We start from the raw sequence: 25,980 nt of genomic DNA on the forward strand, positions 1-25,980 counted from the left end.
TCGCTTCGCGAGCCCCGGAATGACAGGCGGTCCACCCCCCCTCACCCCTTCGTCAGGTAGCGGAAATCGGGCTCGCGGCAGGGCTGGAACTGGTAGCCGCCGATCGTCTTCTGCATCGCCACGTCGTGCGTGGGCTGGGCGATCGGGATCAGCGGCACCTCGCGCGCCGCGAGCGAAACGAACTCGACGACGCTCCTGTCGTATTCCGCCTTGTCCGCCGTGAAGCGTGCCGCGTCGACCAGCCTGTCGAGCGCCGGGTTCTGGTAGGATGCGATGTTGAAGATCGAATTCGCCCCGTGGAGCGTCCAGAACAGGTAGTAATCCGGGTAGTCGAGCCAGCCCGCGAACCGGTTGATTACCATCGGGTTCGTCTTCTTCGCGATTTCGGCGCGGAAGTTCGAGCCCGGCACCTTGCTGATCTCGACCTTGATCCCGAGCGGCTCGAGCGCCTCCTTGATGAGGACCGCCATGGGTTCGACCACCGTGGCGTTGCCGGCGTCGAACATCAACGTGGTCGAAAAGCCGCCCGGCGCCGCGGCGCTGGCGAGTTCCTTCGCCTTGGCGAGATCCGTCCGGTAAGGGAAGGGCGTAGGCCACGCCGCCTTGGGAGTGGCCGGCCCGCCCGACATTTCGACGCCGCGGCCGAAGAGCGACGCCTGCAGGATCTTCTCGTAGGGCAGCACCCAGGCGACCGCTTGGCGCAGGCGCATGTCGGTGAACGGGCCGACCTGCGTGTTGAGGTAGAGCCCGTAGGCGCCGTTCGGGATCGGCACGCCGACGACATTCACCTTGCCGGCATCGATCAGGTCCTTGAAATCCTTCGGCGGCAGCCCGTACGAGATGTCGGCATCGCCGCGCTCGATCAGCGCGCGGCGAGTGGACGGCGAGGCGATGTCGCGCGCGACGACGCGGCGGAGCGTCGGCAGCTTTCCCTGCGCCCAGGCATCGTTGCGGACATAGATCGTCTCGACGCCCGCCTTCCAGCTCTCGACCTTGAAGGCCCCGGATCCGGCGACGTTGTTCTTCAGCCAGTCCTTGGCCCAGGGATCGCCGCCCGAATTCTTGATGGCGAGCTCCGAGTCGAAGACGAACGGGATCGTGACGGCCAGGTTCGGCATCGTCAGCTTGTCCTTGCGGATGAAGTCGATCCGGAAGGTTTTGTCGTCCAGGACGACGAACTGCTCGGGCTTCTCCATCGAGCCCGCCGCCATCTGCGTGGTCGCGAAGCCGCCGATCGATACCGCGCGGTCGAGCGACCACTTCACATCCTTGGCCGTCACCGCGCGACCCGAGTGGAACTTGGCGTCGCGCAGCTTGAAGGTGCAGCTCATGCCGTCGGAGGCGACCTGCCAGCTTTCGGCGAGCTCGCCCTCGAGCTCCGTCATCGAGACCTGGTTGCCGCCGCCGGTCGGGATCGGCACCGGCTTGAAGCGCAGCAGCCGGTCATAGCAGTTCAGCGCGACGCCGTTCACCGGCTGCGAGGCGCCGATCCCCTGCATGTCGAGCGAGTTCGGCCCGTATTCCTGGACGAGGAGCAGGGTCTCGTTCCGGCTCGGCGCCTGGGCGGATGCGGAACGCGCGACGAAAGGGGCGGCGAGGCCGGCGGCAAGGGCGGTGCGGCGGGTGATGGTCATCGTTCGCTTTCGGCTTGATGCGCGCGGTGCGTCCTTCGACACGCATCGCTTTCGCGATGCTCCCCAGAGCGAGCGGTGGGCATGCCACCCCTCGCGTTACACCGAGGAGGCCGGGTCAGCCGGCCGCGCCGAAGCACGCGGGCCGCGACACGCACAACGTGTGCCGCTTATGATTTCACGAGGGCGCGGTAATCGAGCCGGCGGTGGAACCAGTACTGGTAGCCGGACACGTTCTTCTGCATCGCCACATTCACGTAGGGCTGGAAGAGCGGGATGCGCGGCATGTCCGCGAAGGCGAGGTCGACGAAGCCGCGCACGCTCTTGTCGTAGCCCGCCTCGTCGCCGATGGCCGCCGCTTCGCGCCCACCTGCGATGAGCCTGTCCATCTCCGGGCTCTGGTAGCTCATCGTGTTGAAGATGGAATTCGATCCGTCATAGCACCAGAAGAAGAAGTATTCCGGGTAGTCCAGCCAGCCGGAGAAGACGTTCGTGAAGAGCGGCATCTCCTTCTTGTTGAGCTCCGTGCGCCAGTTCGCGCCGGGGATCTTGTTGATCACCGTCTTGATGCCGATCTGCGCGAGGCTCTCCTGGACGAGGACGCAGAGCGGCTCGTTCACGCCGGCGAAGCCGAGGTCGAAGGAGAGCGTCGTCTCGAACCCGTTCGGATGGCCGGCCTCCGCCAGGAGTTGCTTCGCCTTGGCGATGTCGGTGTCGTATCCGTGCGGCTGCGGCCAGGCGACCTTCGTCTCGCCGCCCTTTCGGCCGAACATCGGCTCGGCGAGGCCGAACATCACCGCATCCATGATCTTCTGGTAGGGCAGCGCATAGGCCACCGCCTGCCGGACCTTCGGATTGTCGAAGGGCGGCTTCTTCACGTTCATGCCGATATACTGGATGCCATTGGAGTACGGCGTCGACACGATCGAGAGCTTCGCGTTGCCCTTCAGCTCCGCGAAGTCCTTGTTGGGCAGGTCGTAGGAGATGTCGGCATCACCGCGCTCGAGGAGCGCGCGCCGGTTGCCGGCCGAGGGCACCATGCGCCAGATGATGCGCCGGACCTTGGGCAGGTCGCCGCCGACCCAGTTCTCGTTGCGCTCGAAGATCACCTCCGTGCCCGGCGTCCACTTGGTGACCTTGTAGGCGCCCGAGCCGGCCGTGTTCTGCTTGGTATATTCGAGACCCCACGGGTCTGTCGGGGTCGCGTGCTTCTTCACGAGCTCGGAATTGACCACGCAAGGCACGATGACGGCGAGGTCCGGGATCGTGAGCCGGTCCTTGCGGATGAAGTCGACCCGGATTGTCCGCTCGTCGACGACCACGAATTGCTCGGGCTTCTCCAGCGAGCCCGCCTTCATCTGGAAGGTCGGGAAGCCGCCGACCGAAACCGCGCGGTCGAGCGACCACTTCACGTCTTTCGCGGTCACGGGCGTGCCGTCCTGGAAGGTCGCGTTCTTCTTGAGCCGGAAGGTGACCGACATGTCGCCGGTCTTCATGTCCTCGGCGAGTTCGGGCTTGAACTTGTCCCGGTCGTAATACGGGACGCCGTTCGGGCCGGCCTTCATCTCGTGAGAGATGAGCCGGTCGTAGCAATTCCACGACGCCTCGTAGCCGGGCACGTTGGTGCCGACACCATGGATGTCGAGGTTGTTCGGCCCGCTCTCGGACACGATGAGCAGCGTCTCGGCGCGCGCCTGCGCCTGGGCGGGAGAGAACACGGCCGGGGCCGAGACCGAGGCGGCGGACAATGCCGCGCTCGCGCTTGCCGACTTCAGAAATCCACGCCGATCCATGCCGGGCCCCGCATGTTGTGTTGTATGGACAGCAACAATCATGCATACAATTCAGTTGCAATGTATGCGCAAATGTTCGGCGACGATGCTGAAAAGAATCGCCGTCGAGCGCTGCTTTCGTAAGCAGCGGGCCCGCGGCCCTCTGCTAGAGTCGAGCAGGGGATGCGGTGGGCGGACAGGCAATCGTGACGCGAGCAGAGCGCTTGGCGGGCGAGATCGCGGACGCGATCCTGACGGGCGAACTCCCGCCCGGTTCACGGCTGGACGAGCAGGGGCTCGCCGCGCGCTACAGCGTGTCCCGCACGCCCGTGCGCGAAGCCCTGCGCCAGCTCGGCGCCTCGGGCCTCATCGAGATCCGGCCGCACCGCGGCGCGACCGTCGCGCATGTCACTCACGCGCAGCTCGAGGAGCTCTTCGTCGCGATGGGCGAGATCGAGGCCACCTGCGCCCGTCTGGCCGCCATGCGGATGACGCCGCTCGAGCGCCGCAGGCTCGGCGCCCTCCACGACCACATGGCGGGGCTGGTGGAGGCGGATGACCGGGAAGGCTACGCAGAGGCCAACGTCGCCTTCCACGGCGCCATCTATGCCGGCGCCCATAACGGCGTGATCGCCGACATGGCCCTGGGTCTGCGCCGCCGCCTCCTTCCTTACCGGCGGGCGCAGTTCCGCGCGCCCGGACGCCTGCCGCGGTCGCATGCCGAGCACAGCGCGGTCGTCCGGTCGATCCTGGCCGGCGACGCGGCCGCCGCCCACGCCGCAATGGGGGACCACGTCAGCCTCGTCGAGGATGCCTTCGAGCAGATGACCGGCGGCACCCGGCCCGGCCACATCGACAACGCCTCCGACCTCAAGTGACCTGCTCGGCGCCAGCGGGACAGGACGCGCCGCGGTCGGCCAAGAGCGTCCTGCCGCCGAAGAATGCGGGCTTGTCGCGTCGTGACCAGCGACAGGCCGGTGAGGAACAGGCGATGCTACAAACGGGCAGCCGACGCCGCCCGCCGCTCAGCCGGTCCGGGCCGAGTTGGAGAGGCCTTCCGCGCGAGCCAGGAGGTTGCGTGCCCGCTCCGCGACCGGCCGGTCGATCATCGCACCCTCGTAGGTTGCCGCGCCGCGGCCTTCGCTGATCGCGGCGTCCAACGCCTCGATCACTCCCCGCGCCCAGGCGATCTCCACCTGGGAGGGAGCGAAGCCCTCGTTGAGGATCGGCACCTGCTTCGGATGGATGCAGAAGCCCCCCGTGAAGCCCATGTCGCGTGCCTGCGCGATCTTTGCCGCGAAAGCCGCCTCATCGGCGAAATCCGCCACCGTTCCGACATAGCCGATCGGCTGGATACCTGCGTTTCGCGCGGCGACGACCGCCTGCGCGTTCGGAACGTAGAGCGTGTCGAAAGAGGGGCGCCCGCCAAGTGCGACAGCCAGATCCTCGGCACCCACTGTCATGCCGCACAACCGCGGATGCGCGGCCGCGATGGAGGGCATGTCGAGGAGGCCGTCGCAGGTCTCGATCATGGCGACCAGCCGGGTGTGGCCGCGCGGCAATCCGCGCTCCTGCTCCACCTCGTCGAGGATCTCCGCGATGGCCCTGACGTGACCGGCATCGGGAACCTTGGGCAAGGTCAGGCAGGACACGTGCGGCCCGACGGACGCTTCGATGTCGGCGATCGCCTGGCGCCACGGTCGATTGATGCGGACCACGACGGTTATCCCTTGTGCGGCGAGACGCTCGGCCGCCGTCGGGATGCTGCGTCGGGCCGCGTCCTTGAGAGCCTCGGGGATCGCGTCCTCCAGATCGATCTGGATCGCATCCGCCCGACGCTCGGCGGCCTTGGCCAGGAACCGTTCGTTCAGCGCCGGAACGAACAGCATGGAGCGCCAGGAACTCGCCCCGGAGGTCATCGCGTGGCTCCGTCCGCCATACCGAGCTCGCGGCGGATCTCGTCCGAGTGTTCCCCGAGCCGCGGGGCCGGCCGCCGGAACGGCTGCGCCACCGCCGAGAACCGCGGGATGATGTTCGGCATCGGCACCGTCTTCATGTCCTCGTCGGGCGCCTCGACCAGCGCTTCGCGGTCGAGCACGTAGGGGTGGTCTATCAGGTCTGCGACCGAGCAAACCGGTCCGACCGTCACGCCCGCCGCCTCGAACAGGGCGAGGTTCTCGGCCTGGCTGCGCTCGGCCACGAACCCGCCGATGATGGCGTCGAGCGTATCCCGGTTCCGCACGCGCGCGGCGTTGTCGGCAAAGCGCGGATCGCTCTTCAACTCGGGCCGCCCGATCGTGTCAAGGATGCGCTCGGCCATGGACTGCATGGAGCCCGACATCGCGACATAGCCGCCATCCCGGCAGACGTAGACGTTGCGGGGAGCCGTGTGGGAGGACTGGTTCCCGGCGCGCATCGTGGGCTCACCCGTCAACCGGATGTGAGCCGCCTCTGCACCGATCATCGCGTGTATGGGCTCGAAGAGCGACAGATCGAGAACCTGTCCGGCTCCGCCATGCTCGACTGCCCGCAACGCGGCAAGTGTGGCGGCCGCGCCGTAGAGCCCGGCGATCATGTCGGCCAAAGCGAGCGGCGGCAGCGTCGGGGGCTTGTCCGGGTGGCCGTTCATGTAGGCCCAGCCCGACATGGCCTCCACCAGCGTGCCGAATCCGGGCTTCTGACGCCACGATCCCGTCTGCCCCCAGCCCGAGACACGAAGGATGATGAGCCCCGGATTCCTGCCAAGCAGGTCCTCGGGCCCCAATCCCCAGCGCTCCAGCGTGCCGGGAACGAAATTCTCGACCAGGACCTGAGCGGAATCGATCAGGCGCAGCAGGGTCTCGCGGCCGTCGGGCTCGTGGATGTCGAGCGCGATGCTGCGCTTGTTGCGTGCATAGACCTTCCAGAAGGTCTCGATGCCCTTCACGCGCCAACTGCGCAGATCGTCGCCCTTCCCGGGACGCTCCACCTTGATGACGTCCGCGCCGTAATCGGCCAGCACGTGCGTGGTCATGTTGCCGGCGACGAGCCGCGAGAGATCGACGACCCGCACCCCGTCGAGCGGCCCTTTCGCGTCCGGCGCGTAGCTGATGGTCTTGCTCATGTCTCAGGCGCGCTCCTCGATCAGGATCAACGGCTTGATCTCCTGCAAGGCGTGCATCCGCTCCAGGGCGCGATTCACGTCCTCCAGCGCGTAGCGCCCCGTGATCATCTTTCCAAACGGGATCCGGTCGACATGCGCGGAGGCGAATTGCAGCGCCTTCCAATAGGACTTCACGTCGCCCGAGAAGGATCCGATCACACGGATGTTCTTCTTGACGATCAGGGAGGGGCTGAACGTCGTCGGACCAGCGCCGAGCTGGCCGACGGTGAGGTAGCGCCCGCCCTTGCGGACGAGATCGAGGCCCTGCCCGAACGCGTCCGGAACGCCGGTGAACTCCATCACGATGTCCGGCCCGCGCCCATCCGTCAGGGCGCGAAGCGCCGTGGCGCGTTCCTCGTGGCTAGTGCCCTCGATCGTGAAGACATGCGTCGCGCCAAACTCCTTCGCGAGTTCGAGCCGGGCCTCGGGAGCACCGATCACGGACACGGTCTTTGCGCCCGACACCCGCGCCACTGCCGCCGCGAGTATGCCGAGAGGCCCGGCGCCCTGGATCGCGACGTGCTCGGACGGGTCGATCGGCCCGAGATTGTCGAAGGCGTTCATCACCGAGCGGAACGCGCACGAGCAGAGGCTCGCGACCGCATCGTCGACGTTGTCGGGGACGCGCACGCGGCCCGCCTCGGGCAGGACGTAGCCGTATTCCGAGAAGCCACCGAGCAGGTAAGGCGGCTTCTCGATGTTCTCGAACATGTAGGCGCGCCGGTTCTCGCAGAGCGTCGGCTGGCGAGCCACCGTGCAGAAGAAACAATGGCCGCATGCGGTGTGCGTCCAAAGGATGCGGTCACCGAGAGCGAGGGGCTGCCCTACGCTGTCGCGTTCCGCACCCTCCCCGATCGCGACGACGCGGCCGACCATCTCGTGGCCGAGGATCACGGGCAGGTCCACGGCCAGGGAAAGATTGCCGCGCGACAGGTGCACATCCGTTCCGCAGATCGAGCAGGCCGTGGTCTTGACGATCAGAGCTCCCGGCTCCGGCCCGGATGGCACGGGAACACATTCGATCTTTACCGGCTCGCCGAAGCGGCGCAGCACGGCCGCGCGGGAGATCGAGGGCAGGCCTGCGGCGGGCCGATCCTGCTGGGTCGGGATGCTCTGAGACATGGGGATCACCTGAAAGGACGAAATCGCGAGGTATTCCTCGTGGCCTGCATGACGTTGGACGGTCGCGGTGCGCCCGGACCGCGGGGGAGACGTGTCCGCCCCCCTCCCCTGATCAATAGCCGCCCTTGCGGTCGGGGAGCGCCCGGAAGGGCTCGAGCAGTTGACGGATCTGGCGGATCATCAAGCCGACATCCGAGCCCAGCGCGACCATGCCGAACCCCTGCTGCCGGCGCCTCTCCATATCGTCGGGAATTGTGCCGATGATGCCGGAGAAGATCCCTCGATCATCGGCCAGGCTCTTTATTCGCAGGATCTCCTCCGCGATGCCCGGTCCTTCCCAGACCGCGAGATGGCCGAAGCTCTGGGAGAGATCGGAAGGGCCGAAGAAGATCGCCTCCAACCCGGGCGCTGCCAGAATGTCGGCGATATTGGCCGAAGCCTCGGCGGTCTCGATCACGGGGATGACCATTGTCTCCTCGTTCGCAACGGCGACATAACTCTCCAACGCCATGCCCCAGGCCGTTGCACGCTCGTGGCCGAGCCCGCGCTTGCCGGAGGTTGGATACCGCGCGTGGCGGAATGCATCCTCGAGTTCGGCTCGATTGCTGATCAGGGGCAGCAGCACGCCATGGGCGCCGAGGTCGAGCGCCCGCTTGATCGTGTCAACGCTGGAAGTCGGGACCCGCACCAGGACTGCAAGCTCGCTACCCCTGGCGGCCCGCAGATGGTCGACCACGTCACGGAAACCCAGGCTGCCATGCTCCATGTCGACGCAAACCCAGTCGACCCCGAGTTCCGCCGCAACCTCCGTTACGGTCGCGCTCTCCAGCGTGACCCACAGCCCGAGCGCCGTTTTCCCAGACGCCAAGCTCCGCCGGAGCGGATTGGAGAAGGTCATCGGATCTTTCCCTACCTGAGAAGAAGCTGCGGGAGGATCAGCGATATCTGCGGAAAGTACGTCACCAGCAGCAGCGAGATTAGCAGCGGAATGTAGTAGGGAGCGACCGCGACGAGCGCCCGGTTCATCGACACGTTCGCGACCTTGGCCACTGCAAAAAGCAGCATGCCAACCGGCGGAGTGAGCATTCCGATCATGAGGTTCAGCACCATCATGATCCCGAAATGGACCGGGTCGACGCCTGCGGCCACCGCCATCGGCAGCAGCATGGGAGTGAAGATGGTGATCGCGGCGTTGGTCTCCATGAACAGGCCGACGACCAGAAGGAACAGGTTGATCGCCAGCAGCAGCATCCCGGGCGACAGGTCGAAGTCATTCACCAGGGCGATCAACTGCTGAGGGATCTGGGTGAAGACGAGGAGCCACCCGTATAATCCGGCCGCGGCCAAGATGAGCAGGATCACCGCCGTCTCGCGCATCGTCTCGCGCAGCACCTGGACGAGCTGGGTAAAGGAAATCTCGCGGTAAACCAGCATCGCGATCACCGTTGCGTACACGGCCGCTATGGCAGCGGCCTCGGTCGGGGTGAACGCACCACTCATCATGCCCAGGATGATGATGGCCGGCGTGATCAGCGGCGGCAGCGCCCGAAAGAAGCTGCGGACGAGCGCCGCGAAGCCTTCCCAGGGATGCGTCGGCAAATTGCGACGGATCGCCTGCCAGTAGACCAGCGCCATCATCAACGCGCCCATGAGCAGGCCGGGCAGGATGCCGGCGATGAGCAGCGCGGTCGCGGACACGTTCCCGACGACGGCGTAGATGATGAGGGGGATGCTCGGCGGGATCACGGGGCCGACGGTCGCGGACGCGGCCGTGACGCCGATCGAGAAGTCGTCGGGGTAGTTCGCCTTGCGCATCGCCCGGATCTCGACCTGTCCGACACCCACCGCATCGGCGACCGCCGATCCGGACATGCCCGAGAAGATGATCGAGGCGGCGATGTTGACCTGCCCGAGCCCGCCGCGCAGGTGCCCGGTCAGCCGGTGCGCAAAGTCGTAGATCCTGTCGGTGATCCCGCCGGTGTTCATTATCTTGCCGGCGAGGATAAAGAACGGGATCGCCAGCAGCGGGAAGCTGTTGACCGCGTAGACCATGCGTTGCGCGAGGATCGTGTAGGGCACCCCGCCGATGCCGCGTTCGACGACGGTAACGATGAGCGAAGACAACCCGAGCGCAAAGGCCGCCGGAATGCCGATCGCGAACAGTACAAGCAGCCCACCGATGAAGAGAGCAAGGATCACAGCGCGGTCTCCCTGCGCGGCCGGGCGAGCCTCATCGCGCGTTCATACATATCGAGGAGGATCAGGGCGGCCATGACGCCGATCGAGACGCCCACGGCCAAGTAGATGTAGCCCATCCGGATCCAGTCCATCGTGGCCGTGAAGGTCTCCCAGGTGGCAAACGTCAGAAGGTAGCAGCCGTAACCCACCGAGAGCAGGAACCAGACGATGAGCAGGTCGCAGAACATTGCGAGTGCGTCGGCACTTCGGCCGCTGACGTAATTGTCGATCAGGTCGACGCGGATGTTTTCCCGCGAGAGCAAGACGACGACTCCGCCGAAATACGTCGTCAACACGCAAGTCAGCCGCGCGACCTCCTCCGTCCATTGCAGAGGAGCGTTCAGGACGTAGCGGAAGAAGACCTGCAAGATCGAGGAGCCGATCATCGTCAGGAAGGCGGCGACCGCCAGTATTTCGAACAGACGGTAGACGTGGCGGCGAGTGCCCCGGATATGATCCATCACGCGCTCCGATGGCCGGATTGAAGATGCCGGCGGCGACCGGGATCGCCGCCGGGAGAGGGATTAGTTCAGGTACTGAGCGACGGCCTCGCGCACACTCGGCGCCCAGCCCTTGGCGATTTCGTCGATGGCGGGCCGCGCCTTGGCAATGAACGGCCCGCGATCGACCTCGACGAGCGTCATCTTGTTCTTATTCGCCAGATCCTTGCACACGACGTCGATCTGCTGCTTCGTCACCTCGTCGCCGTGCTTGGCGGCATCCACGGCCGAGCTCACCACGGCTTCCCGCAGTTCGGGCGTAAGCCCGTCGAGGAAGCGCGAGCTGATCGACCAGTGCCAGACCGCCGGCACATGCGCCGTGAACATCAGGTGCGTCTGCACCTCGAACAGCTTCGCCTGATTGACGTTGAAGCAGGGGTTCTCCTGCGCTTCGATGACGCCCATCTGAAGCCCGCTGAACACCTCGGGCCAGGCCACCGGCGTCGGCCGGGCACCAAGCTGGGTCCAGACGCGCACCCATGACGGAATCTCGGGGACGCGCAGCTTGAGGCCGGCGAGATCATCCGGCGTACGGATCGCCTTCTTCGCCGACAGGTGCCTGTCGCCGCGACGGAAGAAGGCGACAACGTCGAGCTTCGCCTTATCCTTGATGAGCTTCTTGCCCTCGGCCCCGGCCGGGCTGTCCCAGAACTTGAAGATCTCCTCCGGTCCAGGGAATACGAAGGGAACCACGGTCGCGGCATAGGGGGGCGCAACCACATTCGGGAGCGTGTCTCCGAACAGCGTCATCTGGACCTCATTGACGGTCAGCTGTTCGAGATTGTCTCGCTCGCCCCCGAGCACTGCCGAATGGAAGATCTTGACGTTGATCTTCCCTTTGCTGCGCTCCTTAACGAGCTCGACGAACCTGTTGACGGCGTCGAACTCGGGTCCCGGCGGGGACGTGTGAAGTGCGAAGCTGATGTCGACAGCGCGCGCTGCCGTCGACGCCACGAGCATGCCCAGCGCCAGAATCGGCGCTGCGAGCTTCAATCTCATCATGTCCTGTCCTCCCGGTTTGTTTGTTGTCGCCAGTCTTGCTTGCGGGGTTAAACCCCCGCTGCTCTTGTAATTGCCTCCTTGACGGCCTGGCCTGGGCGGAGCCCGAGCAGGCGCGCCGTGTTGCCGGTCTCGCTGATCACTCCCTCCTCCCACGCGTCGAGGGCATCGCCGATCCGCGCGCTGTCGTGCCCGATCGTGGCAGCTGCGATCCCCCGTTCGTCCAACATCGAGAGGCTGGCCCTGCCTGCTCCGTTCTTGCCGCCGCCAGCATCGTTGAAGAGCACCAGTCGCGGCGGGTAGAGGCTTGCGAAGGCGCCAGAAATCAGGCCGCCATGCGAACCGCAGACGATGAGCGTTCCCGCGTCCTGTGGTCCGATCAGAGAGATGGAATCCATGAGCACCACGCGACGCCCCCCAAGGGTGGCGACAGTCTCGTTTCTCATGGAGCCTCTCCGAACACTCGGCGGACCGCCTGCCGGACAGGCTCTCCGATGCGGAAACCGGACCGCTCGGCCAGCCGGTTGAGCGCGGAGATCACGCCAAAGTCCCAGGTCTCCCTGCCGTTGCCGATCAGCGCGCTGTCATGGGAGACCGTCCCGGCAAGAATCCCGCGTGCCTCGAGGTATGCGAGGGCGGCGGTGCCGGCCCCGTCCTTCCCGATGCCTGCATCGTTGAAGAACACGGCGCGGATCGGTGCCTTGGCGGCGTATTCTCCTGAGCTGATTCCGCCATGCGACCCGGTCATCACCACTGCTCCGGCATCCTCCGGTCGCAGATGAGCGATCGTGTCGACCACCAGCACCGGGGTGCCGCGAACGGTGTCGACAGTTTCCCGGACCATCACGAACCCGGTCGCGCCGGTCACGGCTCGGCCTCCCCCGAGAGGCCCGACATCTCCGCCATCAGCAGAGCCAGCGAGGAGTTGTCGAGATCGGCCCGCCCCGTATTCGCGAGCACGCCATAGAGTTGCTGGATCAATGCCGTCGCAGGCAGGGCGGCGCCGGTGACGCTACCGTTCTCCAGCGCAAGCTTCAGATCCTTGCGCTGGAGCGTGACGCGAAAGCCTGCGGCGTAGTTGCCGTCGAGCACGCGCTGGCCGTGAAGGTCGAGCGCCCTGCTCTGGGCGAAGCCGCCAAGCAGAGCCGTCCTGACCTTCCCCGGATCGACGCCGTTCTTTCGCGCCAATGTGAGCGCCTCGGCGACGGCCTGGATGTTGATCGCAACCGCGACCTGGTTGCAGACCTTGCAGACTTGGCCCGCACCCGGCCCGCCGATGTGGCTGATGGTCTTGCCCATCGCCTCCAGCACAGGTCGACAGCGCTCCAGGATCTCCGCATCGCCTCCGACCATGATCGAAAGTGTGCCGGCCTCGGCGCCCTGGTAGCCGCCGCTGACGGGAGCATCGAGCATCGCAACGGCTTTTGCTGCGAGCGCCGATTGCATCGCGATGGCAGCGGTGGGTGAGATCGAGCTCATGTCGATCAGCACGCTGCCCGGCCGCATCGCGACGGCGAGCCCGCCTTCGCCAAGCACGACGGCCTCCACGTCCGGCGTGTCGGGCAGCATCGTGATGACGAGGTCTGCCTCCGCGGTGCCGGCGATCGAACCGGCATCGCGTGCACCGGAGGCGACCAGCTCGGTCACCGCCTCGCGGTTGAGGTCGTGGACCAGGAGCGCAAATCCGGCCCTCTTCAGATTGAGCGCCATGCGCCGGCCCATCACGCCCAGCCCGATGAAGCCGACCGTCGTAGAGCCTGGAGAGAACGTGCTCACTGCGCCGCTCCTCCTCAGTGTGTCTTGCAGTGCAGCCCGCCATCGACGCAGAGGTCGATGCCGGTGATGTACTTGGACTCGTCCGATGCGAGGAAGAGCGCCGCATAGGCGATGTCCCACCCCTCGCCCATGCGCTTCATCGGGGTGACTTCAGCGCGTTTGCGCTGCATCTCGGTGAAGTCGGTGTAATGGGCCTTCATCGCCTCGTAGATGTGCGGGGTGTCCATGAGGCCGGGAAGAACTGTATTCGCCCGAATTCCTTTGTCCGCATATTGCAGAGCTATCGCGCGTGTGAAGTTATTCACCGCGGCCTTCGAGGCATAATAAGAGATGTAGTTGAAGTGCATCCAGCGGATCGAGGCCAACGAGGAGATGTTAACGATCGCTCCCTTTCGTTGCTCCTCCATGATCGGCAGCACGCATTTGCAGGTGAGGAACATCGACTTCAGATTGACGTCCATCACCTTGTCCCACTGCTCCTCAGTGGTCTCGACAGGGCCGCCTTCGATGTTCATGCCGACGTTGTTGTGGAGCACGTCGATCCGCCCCCAGCGGCCTTTCACGTCCGCAACGACCTCGCGAATACGGGCGAGCTTGGTGACGTCGGCTTGCAGCGCAACGGCCTCACCGCCCTCCTCGTTGATGATGCGGGCGGTGCTTCGGGCGGCCTCCTCGTTGAGGTCGACGCAAGCAACCTTGGCGCCTTCCCGACCGTAGAGCACTGCGGAGGCCTTGCCGTTCCCCCAGCCCTCGCCAACGGAACCCGCACCAAATACCAGCGCTACCTTGTCTTTCAGGCGCTCAGCCATAGTCGCTCTATCTCCAGAGAGAAACCGTCATCGGACGTGTCGTTGGAAGGTCTCGACCGCGCGGGCCAATTCGGGCAGATCCCGCGCCGCAGCAGCGAGCGACAGGCCCGCACGGGCTGCCTCCCAGGCAGCCCTCAGCGCCCGCGTCCCGGCCGCGATCCCATCGGGGTGGCCGACGATGCCACCTCCACAAGCATGGATGAGCTCGCTGGTGCCCAACGCCGCGTAGGTATCGTGCACCTGCAAGACCGTCTGCGCGCTGGAAAGGACCGGCATGATGCGCGGATCGCCTTCGCGGATGGGCGTAAGACAGGCGCGTGCCGAGGCGAGCACCGATTCATCGCTTTCGGCGAACTTGTTGCGAAGGCCATTCACATGGATGTGGTCTACCCCGGCGAGCCGGTGGAGCATCTGGTAGACGCTGAAATCGAAGCCCAGCATCGGCGCGCGCGAGAACAGCGCCCATCCATTGCGGTGCCCGTGGATGAAGAGCGGGAATTCCTTCCGCAGCGCCAAGACGGCCGGCGTGCCGACCCAGTTCAGGCTCAGCATGGCGCAATCGCCGCCAGCCTTGAGAATGGCTTCTGCGCCGCGGCGCATGCGGTCGAGATCGCCCGTGATGTTGAAGGCGTACATGATGCGCCGGCCGGTCGCATCCGCATGACGCTCGACCGCCGCCATCACGGCCGCGATGCGTGCCTCGAGGGGCGCATAGAGCGGATCGGCCGAAAGTTCGTCGTCCTTCACGAAATCGATGCCGCCTTCCGCGAAGGCGGTGACCGCGGCCGCTGTTTCCTCCGGCAGGAGGCCGATGCTGGGCTTCACGATCGTGCCGATCGCCGGCAGGCCATCGAGTTTCAGCCGCTCGCAGGTGCCGACGACACCGAAGCGCGGGCCCGGGAAGGCTTCCACGAATTCCGGCGGCAGACGGATGTCGAGGAGGCGGATTCCGGAGAGTTCGCTGAGTTCCCCGAGGTTGCCGCAAACCGTGGCCATCAGGGTCTGCAGGTCCGGGCCGACATTCGAATATGGCCAGGCGATCTCGATGCGGGCCTGCGCGTATCGGGCCCGCCCGGTCACGCGCGTTCCGGGCAGGCTTGGTACTGCGACTTCCGCCAGCCGCTCGATCCGCTCGACCCGCGCCGCCGCCCGCCGTCCGACCGCGTCGGTCTCCGCGGCGAGCTTCAGGAAGGTGCCAGTGGATTGCTCACCTGCGATCGCGGCCGCGGCCTGCTCGATCCGAAACGGCGTTTCGATCAGGTAGCTGGCGCGGATCTCACCAGTTGTATGATGTATGATGTCGTTCACGGCGCCATCACATCCCCGCCGCTCACGACGAGCGTATGGCCCGTGATGAACGCTGCCCGATCCGACAGGAGGAAAGCCACCGCCTCTGCGATCTCTGCCGCCTGGCCAAACCGCTGGAGCGGGATCGCCTTCATGCGTGCGGGCAGAAGATGCTGGTCGAGCCCGCCGATCATATCGGTCTCGGTCAGCCCAGGCGCGACGGCATTGACCCGGATCGCCGGAGCCAGCGCCTCGGCGTAGCAGCGCATCATTGCGACGACGCCGGCCTTGGCCGCCGCATAGTCGATCTGACGTTTGCGGGGCCGGAACGCTCCGATCGAACTCAGGCACACGATCGCGCCGCTGCCGCTCGCAAGCATGTCGGCCTTGGCCTGCTGGATGCCGACGAAGACGCCTTCGAGGTTGACCCGAAGCGTCTCGCGAAAATCGGCGAGCGTCAGTTCGTCATGGCCGCGCGCCCGCGTGGTGCCCGCATTGGCGACGAAGAGCGTGATCGGTCCAAGCCGCTCGCGGGCGGCCTCGACCGCAGCGGAGAAGGCGGGTTCATCGCCGACATCGGCGGGGAAGAGTTCGCAGACCCCACCCGCGGCCGCGACCATGGCCTGGGTCTCGCGTGCCGCCGCATGGTTCGCGGCATAGTTCAACGCGATCCGGGCGCCGCCTGCGGCGAGCCGAAGGCAGCAGGCTCTTCCAATGCCGCGCGCTCCCCCGGTGACGAGGGCGACGCGGCCGGAGAATTCCGGCGCGATCTCGGACATCAGCGTTTCCACCCAGCGGTCCGCTCTTGTGGCGGCCTGCTTCATTGAGAGGTATGATGTCTTGTCCGATCCGGGTGTCAAGACAATACTCACCCGGACGGTGAGAGCGTCGTGTTCGAAGGAGCGCCGAGTGAACGGTTCCGACAAGACGGGCGGTAGCGGGCGCAAGCCTCGAAGCCGGCTCGAGACCGTGCTCGATCACATCAAGGCGCAAATCGCGGGAGGCCGTCTGCGTCCCGGGGATCAGCTTCCGCCCGAGAACGATCTCGCCCGGGAACTCGGCCTCAGCCGGACGCCGGTGCGTGAGGCGGTCAAGGTTTTGGCCGCCGTCGGCATCCTCGACGTGCGGCACGGGCGCGGGACCTTCGTCACCGACGGCGCACATGCCTCGCTCGGCCAGCTCCTCCTATTCGAAACCTATCTCACGGACACGACGCCCCAGAAGCTCATGGAGGTGCGGCGGATCTTCGAGCGGAGTTGCGCCGAGCTCGCCGCACAGCGCCGTACCGAGGAGGATCTGGCCGAGATGCGCGCCTGCATCGAACGGCTGCGGCCGCTCGTTGCAGCCGACCCGCCGGATTACGACGCGACGGTGGAAGCCGATCTCGCCTTCCACCGCGCGATCTACAAGGCGTCGAAGAACGAACTCGTCGCGACGCTCGCGAACTTCGTCAGCAACATGGTGTCGGGCTGGCTGCGCCACTCGCATGCCAATGGCGGTCTTGCCGACACGGTGCGCCTGCACGAGGTCATGTACACGATGATCGAGGGGCGGAATTCGGCCGCTGCCCGCGAATGCTACGGAGCGGACGAGAACATGGAGTATTTCCGTCGCGTCCTCGAACAGGCGCCGCAGCACGACAGACCGGGAAAGACACCATGAACGGCCCCGCCGTCAGCTTCTATGGCGACGACTTCACTGGGGCTGCGGAGAACCTGGCGCAGTTCCACGCGCACGGGCTGCGCAGCCGGCTCTATTTCGAGCCTGCCGATACCACCCGCGTCCTGGCGGACGCTGCCACTCTGGATGTCGTCGGCATCGCGGGAGTAGCCCGGTCGCGTCCGCCAGCAGAGATGCGCCCGCTGCTGGCGGAAGCCTTCGCGCTGTTTGGCCGTCTCGGCACTCGTCTCAATCAGTACAAGGTCTGCTCGACCTTCGATTCCGCGCCGGAGCTCGGGAACTTTGCAGTAGCCGTGGAGGAAGCACTCCGCGTCTGGCCCGACGCGCTGCTACCCGTGCTTCCCGCGACACCAGATTTCGGGCGCTACACCGCCTTCGCCAATCATTTCTCCCGGCACGGCGGCGAGATCCTGCGGATCGACCGCAATCCAGCGCTGGTCCAGCATCCCTCCACGCCGATGCACGAGGCGGATCTGCGCCGCCACCTGACCGCGCTTGGTCTTCCCCGCGCAGCCACGATCATGCTGCCGGAACTCCGGGACGATCCGACATCGTTGGCGGAACTGATCGCAGTCCGCGGCGAGGGAGGTGTTCCCGTTGTTCTCGACACCATCACGAATGACGACCTGACGCGCCTCAGCGCCGCGATCTGGAAGCTGGCCGAGGCCAGGAGCGTCTTCTGCCTTGCGGCCCAGGGCCTGCCGCAAGGCATCGGGGGGGTGATCGCCGGCAAGCTCGGCCGTCGAGCCTCGCTAGAGATGCGGCCGGCGCCGGGTCCGGGCCTCGTTCTTTCGGGCAGTTGCTCGCCCCACACCGCAACGCAACTGGCCGCCGCTGAAGCGGCCAACTGGACGATGATCCACCTGCCGGTTGAACGCCTCACCGGACCCGATGACTTACATCGAGCAACCACCGCAATCGCTCCGGACATGATTGCAGCCCTCAGGGCCGGGCACTCGGTTGCCGTCTACACATCGCGGGGCGAGGCTACGGAAAGCTTCGATCTCGGCCGCGCACCGGCGATTGGCCACGCCCTCGCTGAGCTCTTTCGCCGAGCGGTACGCGAGGCGGGCATGCGCCGTGTCATCTTTGCGGGAGGCGACAGTTCGAGCTTCGCGATGCGAAGCTGCGGTGCCTACGCACTCGAGATCGCCTCATCGAACGGGCGGCAGGCGAGCCATATCTGCCGGTTGCTCTCGACCGACGAATTGAACGGCGTCGAAGTCATCCTGAAGGGCGGGCAAGCCGGCACCGATCGGTTCTTCCTCGACCCCACGGGAGGCTGAAGCGGACGGCGGAGGCCCGTTCGCCGGCTTGCCGACAGCCGAACGCCTGCACCGTCCAACGCGGCCGACCGATACAGCTCGACTGCGCTCCCGCGCTGAGTCGATCCGTTTCGGCGGAGGGTTGGCTGGTTCAGCCTCCCGGATCACGAGACCACGCTTTGGTGCGCCAGACACAGCCCCGGCTCGTGCCACTGCATCTCCGCGAGCTTGCCTTCGTAGGAGAGCGTCACGTAAGCGGTCCGGAGGTCGGGACCGCCAAAGCAGAGATTGGTGACAAGGAGATCGGGGACGGGATGCCACCACACCTCGCCCATCCGGGAGATCTCCGCGATGCTGCATGTATCGAGCGCCGCCACGCAGATGCGCCCTGAAGCGCTCACGGCTAGGCTGTCGAAGCGCTTGTACCCACCGACGCCGGCAACGAGCCGCCCGCCATTCGGCGACGGCCATGCGGCTTTCGCAACCTCCGCCTGCCTTCTTCGGCCGGCTTGCCACTGACGACCTCCGCACGAGGTTCGCTGAAGGTGCTACCCCGGTGCTGCCCCGGGAACCAAAACGAGAAAGGCCCGCCGAAGCGGGCCTGTTCTAAACGCCTGATCTCGTTGAGAGAAACTGGAGCGGGCGAAGGGATTCGAACCCTCGACCCCAACCTTGGCAAGGTTGTGCTCTACCCCTGAGCTACACCCGCATCCGGCGGCGCTGCTTCGCGGCGCCGCGACGCCCATGTGCCCCAACCGCGCCGGCATTTCAAGAGCCTTTTGGCGTTGTTTTCCACCGGTCGGGTTTTGGCGAGAGTGCGCCGAACCTTCCCGCCCGCCCGGCGGCCGCGGCGTCTCCCTCCTAGTCCCCGGCGAAGACGGGTTGCTCCTTCGCCACGAAGGCCCGATAGGCCCGCCCGAAATCCTTGGTCTGCATGCAGATCGCCTGGGCCTGGGCCTCGGCCTCGATCGCCTCGTCGATCCCCATGTCCCATTCCTGGTGAAGGCAGGTCTTCGTCATGGCGTGGGCGAAGGTGGGCCCCGCCGCAAGCTGCCCGGCGAGCCTCTGCGCCTCAGCCAGAACCTGTTCCGGTTCGACGAGGCGGTTGTGAAAGCCCCAGCGCTCGCCTTCCTCGGCCGTCATGACCCGTCCGGTGAAGAGAAGCTCGGACGCCCTCCCCTGCCCGATGATTCGAGGCAGGATGGCGCAGGCGCCCATGTCCGCGCCGGCGAGCCCCACCCGCACGAAGAGAAAGGCCGTCTTGGTCCGCGCGGTGGCGATCCTCATGTCGGACGCCATGGCGAGAATCGCGCCCGCGCCCGCGCAGATGCCGTCAAGTGCCGCGATGATTGGTTGCGGGCAGTGACGCATCGCCTTGACGAGATCGCCCGTCATCCGGGTGAAGGCGAGGAGACCCGCCATGTCGCCGGCCTCCTGCATGCGGACGAGCGGCCCGATGATCTCGTGCACGTCGCCGCCCGAGCAGAAATTCCCGCCCGCCCCGGTGATGACCACCGTCTTCACGTCCCGGCTATAGGCGAGGTCGCGGAAGAGGTCGCGTAGCTCTCCGTAGGATTCGAAGGTCAGCGGGTTCTTCCGCTCCGGCCGGTCGAGCGTGATCGTCGCGACCCCACCCTCGACCGACCAGCCGAAATGAGCAGGGCGAAAGCCTGCGGCGTCGAACTGCCTCATCTGATGACAGAAGCTCCTTGCCCCACGGGGCGGTCCGAGCTTGTTGGCCGGACCGGTTCATGGAGGTCAAGCCGAGATGCGGCGCGCATCTCGGCTTGCTCGCCTACCGCGCGGACCGGGTTGCACGCCGGCAATTGGCCGTCTAGATGATCCCGCACCCGAGCGGAGCCGGCTTCGGCCCGCTCTCGCGCGTGGCGGCCTATTTCGTCCACGTGCGAAAGGGTTAGGAGGGGTGGCCGAGTGGTTGAAGGCGCACGCCTGGAAAGTGTGTATACCGGAAACGGTATCGCGGGTTCGAATCCCGCTCCCTCCGCCAATACTCAGCTGTTGACCGCCCCCCTTGAGTGCGTCGCAGGACCGGAAGAAGTCAGCTAGTTCCGAGGCTTCACCGAGGCCGATGTCGTCGCCCACGACGGGAGACGCTCTCCCCGGAGCACCGGCGTCTCCATCGTAGCCTGGCGGCGCTTGGGCTCCCATCCAAACGCCCTTCTTCTTGGATGCCGCGATCTCCTCCCGGATGTCGTGTTGAAGGCCTGAGCCACCGACAGGCCTGGCATCCAGCTCTCCACGATCTCGGCGAGGTCTGCGGGTGGAGGAGTGAGAAGATCCACCTTGTAGATGATGGCTACGTCGACCCGGCCGGCCGCGATCTCAGCTTAAGAGCCGTTCCGAGGCAGGACGTCCCATGGCGCTACTCCGGACGCCCCCGGTCGTCATACATCCCGGGTAGGGACCCAGCCCTCCTGACGTTGCGAGGCGATCGGGTAGAGCTTGCGCCCTCTCAGGAGGTTTCAGCAGACCGGCCTCCTACGCACCGGGGAGGCAGACCCGAGAGAGCGATCGATCTAGCAACCTGAACAGATCGACTTGTAGGCTCGCGCACCCTCGACCATGAGCCGGGTCAGCAGTGCGTCCGTGTCCGTTGCCGCAGTAGTCGCCTCGGATAATCCTGCGCCTTGCGGTTTGGACAGGGCGGGTAATCCACGGCTGGAGGATGCGCCCGCCTCGGAGCCGCTCCGCGGGCCGGGGGAGACAGCCGGTGCGGCGTCCGGACCAGGAGGTGATTTGGGCTCCTCCTGCCACTTCGAGCGGGCCGCAGCCGAGCGCTGGAGTGCTCGCAGCGGGTTCACGCCCGGACCAGATCCGCTCTGGCCGAGCGTTGACCCATCCGCGCCCTCCACCACGACTTTCGTGCTGCCGACGCCTTCGGCCTGCACCAAGGCGAACAGGGTAGCCGCGTGCCGGGGCGCCAGCCGAACGCAACCGTGCGAGACGGCGCGTCCGAGATGGCGTGCATGGCTCGTACCGTGGATGGCGTGCCCGTCGGGTGTGAAGAAGATCGAGTGGGGCATGGGAGCATTGTCCCACTCTCGCGAGAAGTGCGTGCGCGCCATACGAAGCGGCCGGAAAGATCCGCTCGGCGTGTCGTAGTTCGCCGCGCCGGTTGACACGGACCACGTGTAGCGCTGCTGCCCATCCACGGAGACCGCCATCCGCTGGGCAGCCTTATCGATGTTGATCAGCACCTCTGCCCAGGCGCAGTGCGGCGCGGCTGCCATCAGCATCGCCGAGAGGCTGAAGATCGTCAGGAGGCGCATGGATCATCCCAGGACGCTCGGACGCGCAGGGTACTGCTGCCCTTGCGCTCTTCAAGCTCGAACTTCGGCGCCCAGCGGCCGGAGTTGCCCCTTCCGGGAAGATCCGCTCTGTTCAGGGCTGCGCGGCGATCCGATGGGAGGCGCGTCTTGAGAGATCCGTACGAGGTCCTGGGCGTCGACCGCACGGCGTCCGCGGAGGACGTCAAGAAAACCTACCGGAAGCTCGCGAAGACGCTTCACCCGGACCTCAACCCCGGCGACACGGAGGCGGAGGCCAAGTTCAAGGATGTCTCAGCCGCCTATGACCTGCTGAGCGACCCCGACAAGCGGGCCCGCTTCGATGCGGGCGAGATCGATGCGTCGGGCGCTGAACGTCCCCAGCAGCGATACTATCGCGACTTCGCGGGCGAGGATGACTGGGGTCCCTATGCCAGCCAATCCGGCTTCGCCGATTTCGCGGAGGGCGAGGACCCCTTCGCGGAGCTTCTGCGGCAGGCGCAGTGGGCCCGTGCGAACCAGCGCGGTTCGGATCGCCACTACCGGCTGCCGATCAGCTTCGTCGAGTCGATCACCGGGGGGACCAAGCGCCTGACGCTTCCCGAGGGCGGCACCCTCGATGTGACGATCCCGGCCGGGATGGTCGATGGCCAGACCCTCCGCCTCAGGGGCAAGGGAGCACCGGGAAGGGGAACGGGCGGGCCAGGCGACGCCCTGATCGAGATTGAGGTCCTGCCCGATCCGCGCTTCACGCGCGAGGGCGACGACATTCGGCTGGAAATTCCTGTGTCGCTCACCGAGGCCGTGCTCGGTGGCCGCATTCGGGTCCCGACCCCGACCGGCGACGTCATGATGGGCGTGCCGAAGGGGTCGAACACCGGAACCGTCCTGCGCCTCAGGGGCAAGGGTGCGCCGCGGCGCGGCGGCGGATCCGGCGATGAGCTCGTGACGCTGAAGGTCGTGCTGCCCAAGGAGCCGGACCCCGATCTCGAGGCCTTCCTGGCAGGCTGGGAGAAGGGCAAGGCGTTCGACCCGCGCGAGGGAGCGTTCTCATGACCATGAGCAAGGAGGAGTTTCTGCGCTCGGCAGGGATCGAGATTCGAACCCTCGACGTATGGATCGAGCAGCGATGGCTCGTTCCCGAGGGAAGCGCATCCGAGCCGGCCTTCTCGGAACGGGACATGGCGCGCGCCCGCCTCATCCTGGATCTCGGAGACAACCTCGGGGTGAACGACGAAGGGATCGACGTGATCCTCCATCTGGTCGATCAGATGCACGGGCTGCGCGATGCCCTGGCGCAACTGCGCAAGACGATGCCCTGAACGGGGCATTGCAGGGGGCGGCCTAATTCGGATCCACCCATAACCGTAGGCCGCCGGAGGCCGGACCCGCGCCCAGGAGCGGGCCTTCACCGGACGAGCCAGATCCAATGGCGCAGCGTCCCTGCACAGGATGCTCTCGGGCTTTGCTGAAAAGGCCTAGGGGCGTGGCTGGCCGGCGCGCGTCAGTAGGCCCTCAGGTAAGGGAGCGGCTCGGGGCGGAACTCGGCCGCCACGGCCTCGATGCGCAGCAGCGCACGCCCGAGCGAGGCCTGCAGGTGCTCCCGCAGAGCCTCCACGGCCGCACCCGTTTCCCCACGATCGAGAGCTTCCAGGATCCTAAGGTGTTCCGGCAGGAACGGCTCGGACGGAAACAGCGCCGGGATCCATCGATACAGGAAGCTGTGCGCCACGAGGAGGGACTGATAGGAGCGGAGCGCCTCCAGCATCGTACGTTGGCCGCAGAAGCCGAGGATCTCACCGTGGAGTTCCGCCTCGAGGACGTCGAGGTCGCCCCCCGAGAGCGTCTCGGCTCGTTCCATGGCGGACCGCGTGGACTGGAGGGCGCGTCTCACCAGCTCCTTCGGAACCGAGTTGGCGGCTTTCGCGAGCGCCATCGGCTCCAAGGTCCACCGCATCTCGTAGAGCTCCGCCACGTGCTGCGGCGTAAGTGCCGGGGCAAACCAGCGGGAACCCTCGTCCTTCCGAATGATGCCGCGCTGGTTTAGCCTCGCCACGACCTCGCGTGCCACAGTCCGGCTCACCCCGTGGTGTTTCGCGATCTCTGCCTCCACCACGCGCCAACTCGCGAAGGCCGTGCGGGACACGATGCTGGTCTCGACCTCTCCGTAGATGCGCTCCCAACTCGCCGCCGGCGAAAGCTGGATCGGCCCCGGCGCCTCCATCGAACCATCGCCCGTGCCTGCGAGGCTGGTCACCACATAGCCGCGCCCCTCGGCGCGAGAGAGGAGCCCGTCCTCGGCGAGCGAGGCAAGCGCCTGCCGAGCCGGCGCGCGGCTGATGCCGAACTCCGCAGCGACCCTGGATTCCAGAAGGCGCGTCCCGGCCGGAAGAGCACCCGCACGAATTCGGCGGGCCAGGATATCGGCCGCCCGGCTATGCAGACGGGAAACCCCGCTCAGCTGAACCGCGTCGAGGCCGGCGCTTCCCATCCCGCTCCATCCTGCGCGTCCGTTCGGATGGACGTATCGGAACCCGCCATTCGTCGTACTTGTCAACGTCAGGGACGCTGGCCAAGATGCGGATCGAGCAATGTATCCATTAGACGTTTCGCGTTGGAGGGACAGTGACGGGGCGGCTTGCGGGATTGACCGCATTCGTGACGGGGGCCGGCCAGGGCATCGGCCGGGCCATTGCGCTCGCCTATGCGGCAGAGGGCGCTCGGGTCTTCGCCGCGAGCCGTACGGCGTCCAAGCTGGCCGACCTGCCGGGGATTTCGAACGCGATCACTCCCGTCGCTCTCGATGTGACGGATGGGCCGGCGGTCGCCCGGATCATCGGAGATGTCTCGCCCCTGGATGTCCTCGTGAACTGCGCCGGCTGGGTCCATGGCGGCACGCTGCTGGAGACGAGCGAGGCCGATTGGACGAGGAGTTTCGATCAGAACGTCACCTCGATGTTCCACACCATCAAGGCGGCGCTTCCGGCCATGCTGGAGCGCCGTTCGGGCTCGATCATCAACGTCGCGTCGGTTGCCTCGAGCATCACGGGCGTGACGGGACGTGCCGCCTATGGGGCAAGCAAGGCGGCCGTGATCGGGTTGACCAAGGCGGTCGCCCGCGATTGCGTTTCGGCCGGGGTCCGCTGCAACGCGCTCTGCCCTGGAACGACGCTGTCGCCCTCGCTCGAGGAGCGGATCCAGAGCGCGCCCGACCCGGAGGCGCGTCGGCGCGAATTCATCGCCCGTCAGGCGATGGGCCGCCTCGGCACGCCCGAGGAGATGGCTGCGGTCACAGTCTACCTCGCAAGTGCGGATGCCGCCTTCACGACCGGCACGGCCATCGTGGTCGACGGAGGACAGACCCTTTGAGCGGAGGGGTGGAAGCGCGCTTCGCGGCCCAGGCGCTCTCCTGGTTCTCTCGTTCCGTGCTGGCGGCGGCCGGAGCCGACGAGGCGAGTGCGGACGCCGCCACACGGTCCATGCTGCACGCGTCCCGCCTCGGCGTGGACAGCCACGGCTTCCGCCTCCTGCCTCACTACGCTGCCGTCATTGAAGCCGGGCGGGTGAAGGGAGCGCCGGAGCTCTGCTTCGAGACGGGCGCAGGTGCGGTGGCGATCCTCGATGCTGGCCACGCGCAGGGGGCCCGAGCGGCCTATGCCGGCATGGAGCGCGCCATCGGGCTCGCTCGACGGTTCGGCATCGGCGCGGTCGCAATCCGCAACTCGTCTCATTTCGGCGCCGCGGGCGCCTACGCGCTCGCTGCCGCGGAAGCAGGCTTGATCGGCTTCGCGACCTGCAATTCGGACAGCTTCGTGCGGCTGCACGACGGGGCCGAGCGATTCCACGGCACCAACCCGCTCGCCTTTGCGGTCCCCACAGGGAACGGGCGCCCGTGGCTCCTCGACATGGCGACGAGCGCCATCCCGCATAACCGCGTGCTGCTCTATGGCGGGCTCGGACGCGAGCTCCCCCCGGAGACCGCCTCCGACGGGAGCGGACGCGAGACGCGCGACCCGGGGGCGGTCCAGATGCTGGCCCCGCTTGGTGCTGCGTTCGGCTTCAAGGGGGCGGCTCTCGCGGGCGTCGCCGAGATCTTCAGCGCGGTGCTGACCGGAATGCGGCTCAGCCCCGAGATCCTGCCGATGGGAGGCCCCGATCTCTCCACCCCACGCGAGATGGGCGCCTTCGTTCTGGCCCTCGATCCCGCGGCCTTCATAGGGGCGGACGCCTTCGCGGCCGGGATGGAGCGCTACCTTTCCGCTCTCCGTGGCTCGCGTCCAGCCGAGGGCGGAGTCGTCATGGCTCCGGGCGACCGCGAATGGGCGGAAGCGGAACGGCGCGAGCGGGACGGCATCCCGATCGACCCAACGACGCTCGCGGCTTTCGCCAGCATGGCCGAGCGGCGCGGCCTAGGGCTTCCGCAGCCGCTCAGCCCGGCAGACCGCTCAATGTGACATGAACCAATGAACCGG

At 66.5% G+C, this 25,980-nt stretch carries 25 protein-coding genes, 2 tRNA genes and 1 pseudogene; 8 read left to right on the forward strand and 20 right to left on the reverse strand.

What is annotated here, in order from left to right; genetic code table 11:
* Positions 1–41: 41 nt before the first annotated feature.
* Positions 42–1,634: an ABC transporter substrate-binding protein gene (locus ACO2SS_RS09355; RefSeq protein WP_423277366.1), complete on the reverse strand. Its 1,593-nt coding sequence runs from the start codon at positions 1,632–1,634 to the stop codon at positions 42–44.
* Positions 1,635–1,801: 167 nt separating this feature from the next.
* A complete protein-coding gene (locus ACO2SS_RS09360; protein WP_423277367.1) occupies positions 1,802–3,424 on the reverse strand; it encodes an ABC transporter substrate-binding protein in 1,623 nt (540 codons plus the stop codon).
* Positions 3,425–3,609: 185 nt separating this feature from the next.
* On the opposite strand from ACO2SS_RS09360, the gene ACO2SS_RS09365 reads away from it, so the two are divergent.
* Positions 3,610–4,281: a GntR family transcriptional regulator gene (locus tag ACO2SS_RS09365; protein ID WP_423277368.1), complete on the forward strand. Its 672-nt coding sequence runs from the start codon at positions 3,610–3,612 to the stop codon at positions 4,279–4,281.
* Between the two features lie 147 nt (positions 4,282–4,428).
* Here the strand turns inward: ACO2SS_RS09365 and ACO2SS_RS09370 are convergent, their stop codons facing one another.
* The 13 genes from ACO2SS_RS09370 to ACO2SS_RS09430 all read right to left on the reverse strand — a co-directional run bounded on the left by ACO2SS_RS09370 (position 4,429) and on the right by ACO2SS_RS09430 (position 16,055).
* Positions 4,429–5,322: an HpcH/HpaI aldolase/citrate lyase family protein gene (locus ACO2SS_RS09370; RefSeq protein ID WP_423277369.1), complete on the reverse strand. Its 894-nt coding sequence runs from the start codon at positions 5,320–5,322 to the stop codon at positions 4,429–4,431.
* Positions 5,319–6,506, reverse strand: a complete 1,188-nt coding sequence (locus tag ACO2SS_RS09375) for a CaiB/BaiF CoA transferase family protein (RefSeq protein ID WP_423277370.1) — start codon at positions 6,504–6,506, stop codon at positions 5,319–5,321. The genes ACO2SS_RS09370 and ACO2SS_RS09375 overlap by 4 nt, the downstream gene beginning before the upstream one ends.
* 3 nt (positions 6,507–6,509) lie before the next feature.
* Positions 6,510–7,667 carry a zinc-binding dehydrogenase gene (locus tag ACO2SS_RS09380; protein ID WP_423277371.1) on the reverse strand — a complete coding sequence of 386 codons (1,158 nt, stop codon included), beginning with the start codon at positions 7,665–7,667 and terminating at the stop codon, positions 6,510–6,512.
* 112 nt (positions 7,668–7,779) lie between these two features.
* On the reverse strand, positions 7,780–8,565 hold the full coding sequence (locus ACO2SS_RS09385; protein ID WP_423277372.1) for an HpcH/HpaI aldolase family protein: 786 nt from the start codon (positions 8,563–8,565) through the stop codon (positions 7,780–7,782).
* Positions 8,566–8,576: 11 nt separating this feature from the next.
* Positions 8,577–9,866 (reverse strand): TRAP transporter large permease, encoded by a 1,290-nt coding sequence (locus ACO2SS_RS09390; RefSeq protein ID WP_423277373.1) that lies wholly within the window; start codon positions 9,864–9,866, stop codon positions 8,577–8,579.
* Entirely contained in the window at positions 9,863–10,366 is a 504-nt protein-coding gene (locus tag ACO2SS_RS09395; protein ID WP_423277374.1) for a TRAP transporter small permease, read from the reverse strand. The genes ACO2SS_RS09390 and ACO2SS_RS09395 overlap by 4 nt, the downstream gene beginning before the upstream one ends.
* Positions 10,367–10,429: 63 nt before the next feature.
* On the reverse strand, positions 10,430–11,407 hold the full coding sequence (locus tag ACO2SS_RS09400) for a TRAP transporter substrate-binding protein (protein ID WP_423277375.1): 978 nt from the start codon (positions 11,405–11,407) through the stop codon (positions 10,430–10,432).
* Between the two features lie 47 nt (positions 11,408–11,454).
* The gene (locus ACO2SS_RS09405) at positions 11,455–11,850 is read right to left on the reverse strand and encodes a hypothetical protein (RefSeq protein WP_423277376.1); all 396 of its coding nucleotides are present in this window, start codon (positions 11,848–11,850) and stop codon (positions 11,455–11,457) included.
* Positions 11,847–12,272, reverse strand: a complete 426-nt coding sequence (locus ACO2SS_RS09410; RefSeq protein ID WP_423277377.1) for a hypothetical protein — start codon at positions 12,270–12,272, stop codon at positions 11,847–11,849. Before ACO2SS_RS09410 ends, ACO2SS_RS09405 begins: the two co-directional genes overlap by 4 nt.
* Positions 12,269–13,180, reverse strand: coding sequence for an NAD(P)-dependent oxidoreductase (locus ACO2SS_RS09415; protein ID WP_423277378.1), 912 nt, complete (start codon positions 13,178–13,180; stop codon positions 12,269–12,271). The genes ACO2SS_RS09410 and ACO2SS_RS09415 overlap by 4 nt, the downstream gene beginning before the upstream one ends.
* A gap of 14 nt (positions 13,181–13,194) precedes the next feature.
* The gene (locus ACO2SS_RS09420; protein WP_423277379.1) at positions 13,195–13,989 is read right to left on the reverse strand and encodes an SDR family NAD(P)-dependent oxidoreductase; all 795 of its coding nucleotides are present in this window, start codon (positions 13,987–13,989) and stop codon (positions 13,195–13,197) included.
* Between the two features lie 27 nt (positions 13,990–14,016).
* Positions 14,017–15,297, reverse strand: coding sequence for a RuBisCO large subunit C-terminal-like domain-containing protein (locus ACO2SS_RS09425; RefSeq protein WP_423277380.1), 1,281 nt, complete (start codon positions 15,295–15,297; stop codon positions 14,017–14,019).
* A complete protein-coding gene (locus ACO2SS_RS09430; RefSeq protein WP_423277381.1) occupies positions 15,294–16,055 on the reverse strand; it encodes an SDR family NAD(P)-dependent oxidoreductase in 762 nt (253 codons plus the stop codon). Before ACO2SS_RS09430 ends, ACO2SS_RS09425 begins: the two co-directional genes overlap by 4 nt.
* A gap of 130 nt (positions 16,056–16,185) precedes the next feature.
* Between ACO2SS_RS09430 and ACO2SS_RS09435 the strand changes: the two genes are divergently transcribed.
* Positions 16,186–16,938 (forward strand): FadR/GntR family transcriptional regulator, encoded by a 753-nt coding sequence (locus tag ACO2SS_RS09435; protein WP_423277382.1) that lies wholly within the window; start codon positions 16,186–16,188, stop codon positions 16,936–16,938.
* Positions 16,935–18,242, forward strand: a complete 1,308-nt coding sequence (locus ACO2SS_RS09440) for a four-carbon acid sugar kinase family protein (protein ID WP_423277383.1) — start codon at positions 16,935–16,937, stop codon at positions 18,240–18,242. The genes ACO2SS_RS09435 and ACO2SS_RS09440 overlap by 4 nt, the downstream gene beginning before the upstream one ends.
* A gap of 143 nt (positions 18,243–18,385) precedes the next feature.
* On the opposite strand, the pseudogene ACO2SS_RS09445 reads toward ACO2SS_RS09440, so the two are convergent.
* The 3 genes and pseudogenes from ACO2SS_RS09445 to ACO2SS_RS09455 all read right to left on the reverse strand — a co-directional run.
* Positions 18,386–18,658: pseudogene (locus ACO2SS_RS09445) on the reverse strand (SMP-30/gluconolactonase/LRE family protein); the annotation flags it as partial.
* 197 nt (positions 18,659–18,855) lie between these two features.
* Positions 18,856–18,930, reverse strand: a tRNA-Gly gene (locus tag ACO2SS_RS09450).
* 152 nt (positions 18,931–19,082) lie between these two features.
* The gene (locus tag ACO2SS_RS09455; RefSeq protein ID WP_423277384.1) at positions 19,083–19,913 is read right to left on the reverse strand and encodes an enoyl-CoA hydratase family protein; all 831 of its coding nucleotides are present in this window, start codon (positions 19,911–19,913) and stop codon (positions 19,083–19,085) included.
* A gap of 226 nt (positions 19,914–20,139) precedes the next feature.
* On the opposite strand from ACO2SS_RS09455, the gene ACO2SS_RS09460 reads away from it, so the two are divergent.
* A tRNA-Ser gene (locus ACO2SS_RS09460) sits at positions 20,140–20,229 on the forward strand.
* 529 nt (positions 20,230–20,758) lie between these two features.
* Here ACO2SS_RS09460 and ACO2SS_RS09465 read toward each other — a convergent pair.
* Positions 20,759–21,511, reverse strand: coding sequence for a L,D-transpeptidase (locus tag ACO2SS_RS09465; protein WP_423277385.1), 753 nt, complete (start codon positions 21,509–21,511; stop codon positions 20,759–20,761).
* A gap of 147 nt (positions 21,512–21,658) precedes the next feature.
* Here ACO2SS_RS09465 and ACO2SS_RS09470 point away from each other — a divergent pair, with 147 nt between their 5' ends.
* Both ACO2SS_RS09470 and ACO2SS_RS09475 read left to right on the forward strand, forming a co-directional pair.
* Positions 21,659–22,564 carry a DnaJ C-terminal domain-containing protein gene (locus tag ACO2SS_RS09470; RefSeq protein ID WP_423277386.1) on the forward strand — a complete coding sequence of 302 codons (906 nt, stop codon included), beginning with the start codon at positions 21,659–21,661 and terminating at the stop codon, positions 22,562–22,564.
* On the forward strand, positions 22,561–22,830 hold the full coding sequence (locus ACO2SS_RS09475; protein WP_423277387.1) for a chaperone modulator CbpM: 270 nt from the start codon (positions 22,561–22,563) through the stop codon (positions 22,828–22,830). The genes ACO2SS_RS09470 and ACO2SS_RS09475 overlap by 4 nt, the downstream gene beginning before the upstream one ends.
* A 182-nt stretch (positions 22,831–23,012) precedes the next feature.
* Here the strand turns inward: ACO2SS_RS09475 and ACO2SS_RS09480 are convergent, their stop codons facing one another.
* Complete coding sequence (locus ACO2SS_RS09480) at positions 23,013–23,999, reverse strand: GntR family transcriptional regulator (protein WP_423277388.1); 987 nt, start codon at positions 23,997–23,999, stop codon at positions 23,013–23,015.
* A gap of 134 nt (positions 24,000–24,133) precedes the next feature.
* Between ACO2SS_RS09480 and ACO2SS_RS09485 the strand changes: the two genes are divergently transcribed.
* On the forward strand, positions 24,134–24,877 hold the full coding sequence (locus tag ACO2SS_RS09485; RefSeq protein ID WP_423277389.1) for an SDR family oxidoreductase: 744 nt from the start codon (positions 24,134–24,136) through the stop codon (positions 24,875–24,877).
* The gene (locus ACO2SS_RS09490) at positions 24,874–25,962 is read left to right on the forward strand and encodes an Ldh family oxidoreductase (protein ID WP_423277390.1); all 1,089 of its coding nucleotides are present in this window, start codon (positions 24,874–24,876) and stop codon (positions 25,960–25,962) included. Before ACO2SS_RS09485 ends, ACO2SS_RS09490 begins: the two co-directional genes overlap by 4 nt.
* Positions 25,963–25,980: the final 18 nt, after the last annotated feature.

This window comes from Enterovirga sp. CN4-39, assembly GCF_049446235.1.
GTDB lineage: Bacteria > Pseudomonadota > Alphaproteobacteria > Rhizobiales > Beijerinckiaceae > Enterovirga.